This window comes from Ornithinibacter sp. (assembly GCF_035443565.1).
GTDB lineage: Bacteria > Actinomycetota > Actinomycetes > Actinomycetales > Dermatophilaceae > Fodinibacter.
This window is the reverse complement of record NZ_DAORSO010000192.1, coordinates 1-3527: the sequence shown is the minus strand read 5'-3', so window position 1 is coordinate 3527 and position 3527 is coordinate 1. Positions and strand designations below refer to the sequence as shown.

The window sequence follows — 3527 nt, the reverse complement described above, 5'->3', positions numbered from 1 at the left end:
CTTGTAAACAGGGGGTTGAGGGTTCGAGTCCCTTCGCCAGCTCTCGGGGATGGTCAGATGCCGCCGGGTGCTGTTGGGGGGTCAAGGGCGCGGCCCACCGCGCGCTTGGCCTCCCGGCTGTGATCGGCGGGGCCATCGACGTCATCGAGGGTGAGCCGGGTCTGCTCGGGCACCCGTCGTCACTGCACGCAGCGCGGGGGCTGTCTGTGCCGCACGGCTGGCACCAGCCGGGGGTAGCGTCGACACCATGACGTCCGTCCCAGACGGCATCGCTCGCTACCGCGCGGCCGATGACCTCGACACCGGCGCCTCGGTCTGATGGGCGTGGGCGTTGTGAGGCGGGCGATCGACCAGGGGTGGACGGTGCGCGCGACCGCCGGGCCGGTACCCGAGCACCTCGCGTCCGCGCTCACGGGCGTTGCAGCGGTGGCGGCCAGCGTGCCCGGCGTCGTCCACCTCGACCTGCTGGCAGCCGGGCTGATCCCCGACCCCCACCTCGACCTCAACGAGTCGCTGCTCACCTGGATCGGTCTCGTCGACTGGACGTACGAGACCACCCTGCCCATGACTGCCGCTGAGCTCGCCGCGGCCGAGCGCCACGAGATTCTCTTCGACGGGCTCGACACCGTCGCCACGGTGCTCCTGAACGGCCAGGTCATCGCCGAGGTCGCGAACCAGCACCGCACCCACCGACTCGACGTCACCGGCATCCTCACCGAGGGTGACAACCTGCTCGAGGTGCGCTTTCGCAGCCCGGTGAAGTACGCGAACGCCCAGAGCCTGACGTACGGTGCGCGCCCCGGTCCGTACCCGATGCCCTTCGAGGCCATCCGCAAGTCGGCGTGCAGCTTCGGCTGGGACTGGGGGCCTGCGACGTTCACGAGCGGCATCTGGCGGCCCGTGCACCTGGTGTCGTGGAGCGGGGCGCGGTTCGACGACGTCCTGGTGCGCGCGGATGCCGTGGGCGACGGTGGTCGCGTCGAGGTCGTCGCTCGCGTGGCGTCCACTTCGGATGCCGCTCGCACGGTGACCGTGTCCGTCGCCGGGGCGAGCGCGTCGGCGACGACCGCCGCAGGCGAGAGGAAGGTCACGGCATCGGTCGAGTGCGCGACGGTCGACCGCTGGTGGCCGACCGGGCACGGCGACCAGCCCCTCTACGACGTCGAGGTCGAACTCGCCTGCGACGGTGCGGTGCTCGACCGCGTCAGGCGCCGGGTGGGCTTTCGCACACTGCACTGGGACACCACGCCGGATGCCGCGGGCACCCCCTTCCAGCTCGTCGTCAACGACCGGCCGATCCTCGTCAAGGGCGTCAACTGGATCCCCGACGACTCCTTCCCGGTGCGGGTGGACCGAGCCCGCTACGCCCAGCGCCTCACCCAGGCCAGGGCCGCGAACGTCAACCTCGTGCGGGTCTGGGGCGGCGGCATCTACGAGTCCGACACCTTCTACGACCTGTGTGACGAGCTGGGCCTGCTGACCTGGCAGGACTTCCTCTTCGCCTGCGCGGCCTACCCGGAGGAGGAGCCCCTGCGGTCCGAGGTCGAGGTCGAGGCCCGGCAGAACGTGGCCCGGCTCGCGCACCACGCCTCGTTGGCGCTGCTCACCGGTAACAACGAGAACCTGTGGGGCTACGAGGACTGGGGGTGGAAGGAGCGGCTCGACGGCCGCACCTGGGGTGCGCACTACTACGACGAGCTGCTCCCGGCCGTCGTCGCCGAGGTGGCGCCGCACGTGCCGTACGCCCCGGGCAGCCCGTTCAGCCCGGGCGGGCAGCACCCGAATGACCCGAGCCACGGCACCACCCACCTGTGGGAGCAGTGGAACTCCCTGGACTGGGCGACCTACCGGGACATCGCCCCGCGGTTCGTCGCGGAGTTCGGCTGGCAGGGGCCGCCGACCTGGTCGACCCTCACGACGGCGATCAGCGACGACCCCCTCACCCCCGAGTCGCCCGGCATGCTCGCCCACCAGAAGGCCGTCGACGGCAACGCCAAGCTCGTGGGTGGGCTCGTGCGCCACCACCGGGTGCCCGACGACATGGCGACCTGGCACTGGGCGATGCAGCTGAACCAGGCCAACGCCATCACGTGCGCCCTCGACTGGTTCCGCTCCTTGGCACCTTCGTGTTCGGGTGCCGTCGTCTGGCAGCTCAACGACTGCTGGCCGGTGACGTCGTGGGCGGCCATCGACGGCAGCGGCCGCGAGAAGCCGCTGTACTTCGCCCTGCAGAACGCGTTCGCCCCACGGGTGGTGTCGGTCCAGCCCCGGGGTGGCCGTCTGGTGGCCTCGCTCGGCAACGACACGGACGTGCCGTGGGAGGGCTCGCTCACGTGTCGGCGGTTGCGGTTCGACGGCACGGTGTGTGGGTCGAAGGACGTTGCGGTGTCGGTGCCCGCCCGTGGGTCGGTGACCATCGACCTCCCCGCGGTGGTCGCGGACGCCGACGACCCGGCATCCGAGGTGGTGGTCGTCGAGGCCCTCGGGACGCGAGGCTCCTGGTTCTTCTGCGAGCCGCGGGACAGTGCGCTTCCTCCCGCGGCTCTCGAGGTGAGCGTGGCCGCGACGGATGCCGGGTTCGACGTCTCCGTGACCGCACGGACGCTCGTGCGAGACCTGACCCTGCTGATCGACAAGGTCGATCCTGCCGCTCGGGTCGACCGTGGGCTGGTCACGCTGCTGCCGGGGGAGTCGGCCACCTTCCGGGTGACGGGGGTTGGCTCACTGGACGTGGGCGCGGTGTGCGCGCCCGGCATCCTGCGCTGTGGAAACGAGCTGATGAACCCGACGTGATCCGAGGGCCCGGGTCGGGGATCACGGTCGTGCAGGACCGACTGGCGACCTTCGGCGTGCCGGCCCCGCTCAGCCCTCGAGGGTGGCCGAGTAGTCGGGCACCGCCTGCTGGAGCGAGCGGTCGGGGCGCACGTACCCCTTCGACGGCGGCCGCGGCGGGAGCTCGACCAACGGCGCCTCGACGGGCTCGTAGGGCACCTGGGAGAGCAGGTGGGCGATCATGTTGAGCCGCGAGCGACGCTTGTCCTCGCTCTCGACGACCCACCACGGCGCGGCCGCGATGTCGGTGTGCACCATCATCTCGTCCTTGGCGCGCGAGTAGTCCTCCCAGTGGGTGATCGACTCGACGTCGGTCGTCGAGAGCTTCCAGCGGCGCATGGGGTCGGTGAGGCGGGACTCGAAGCGGCGCTGCTGCTCGGCATCGCTCACGGAGAACCAGTACTTGAGCAGCCGGATGCCGTCCTCGACGAACATGCGCTCGACGATGGGGCACTGGCGCAGGAAGCGCTGGTGCTCCTGGGGGGTGCAGTACCCGAGCACGCGCTCGACACCGGCGCGGTTGTACCAGCTGCGGTCGAAGAGCACGATCTCACCGGCGGCCGGCAGGTGCTCGATGTACCGCTGGAAGTACCACTGGGTGCGTTGGCGCTCGGTCGGTGTGGGCAGCGCGACGACCCGCGCCGAGCGGGGGTTGAGGTACTCGGTGACCCGCTTGATGGCCGATCCCTTACCGG

At 70.9% G+C, this 3527-nt stretch carries 2 protein-coding genes; one reads left to right on the top strand and one right to left on the bottom strand.

Translation table 11 applies throughout. The features are described from left to right. Window positions 1–363 precede the first annotated feature (363 nt). Window positions 364–2793 carry a glycoside hydrolase family 2 protein gene (locus PLL68_RS13135; RefSeq protein ID WP_324534792.1) on the top strand — a complete coding sequence of 810 codons (2430 nt, stop codon included), beginning with the start codon at window positions 364–366 and terminating at the stop codon, window positions 2791–2793. A 69-nt stretch (window positions 2794–2862) separates the two neighbouring features. On the opposite strand, the gene ppk2 is transcribed toward PLL68_RS13135, so the two are convergent. Then, window positions 2863–3527, bottom strand: a 665-nt coding sequence (gene ppk2 / locus PLL68_RS13130) for a polyphosphate kinase 2 (protein WP_324534790.1), incomplete at its 5' end; no start/stop codon positions are given.